The 497-nt window shown below is 40.6% G+C and carries 1 protein-coding gene; it reads right to left on the bottom strand.

From position 1 onward, the window contains the following. Positions 1–82: 82 nt before the first annotated feature. Positions 83–497, bottom strand: a 415-nt coding sequence (locus FHK88_RS03735; RefSeq protein ID WP_227429431.1) for a hypoxanthine-guanine phosphoribosyltransferase, incomplete at its 5' end; no start/stop codon positions are given.

Raw genomic sequence — 497 nt, 5'->3', positions numbered from 1 at the left:
GATCTATCCATGATGGGTAGTAAAAGTAGTCAATAATAAATAAGCACCCAATCTTGGGTGCTTGTTTAGTAGCAATTGTAGGCTAAATTTGGTCTTCTTTAATCGCATAGATGCCAGGCAGATGACGCAAATAGCCATGAAAATCCATACCACAGCCATACACATAGCGATCAGCAACGTCGATACCGACAAAATCAACATTAAAATCTTTAACTTTGCGGTCATGTTCTTTATTAAGAAGCACGCAGCAGTTTATTGAGGCTGGATTTTCGATTTTTAACTCTTCTACAATGGCTTTTAAGGTGATACCTTCATCAAAGATATCATCGATCAGCAGAACGTGCTCATTGGTTAACTCTACGTCGGGTCGATAGTTCCACGTCAGCTCATTAGTACCTTGATTATCACGGTAGCGGGTAGCATGAATATAGTGCATACGATGATAGAAAGTCAGCTGAGTGAGTAGCTGACCTGCTGGGATTAGACCACCATTCATG

It is taken from the genome of Psychrobacter sp. I-STPA6b, assembly GCF_020662265.1.
Taxonomy (GTDB): Bacteria; Pseudomonadota; Gammaproteobacteria; order Pseudomonadales; family Moraxellaceae; genus Psychrobacter.
The sequence above is the reverse complement of the archived record's forward strand: the minus strand, read 5'-3'. Positions and strand labels throughout refer to the sequence as shown.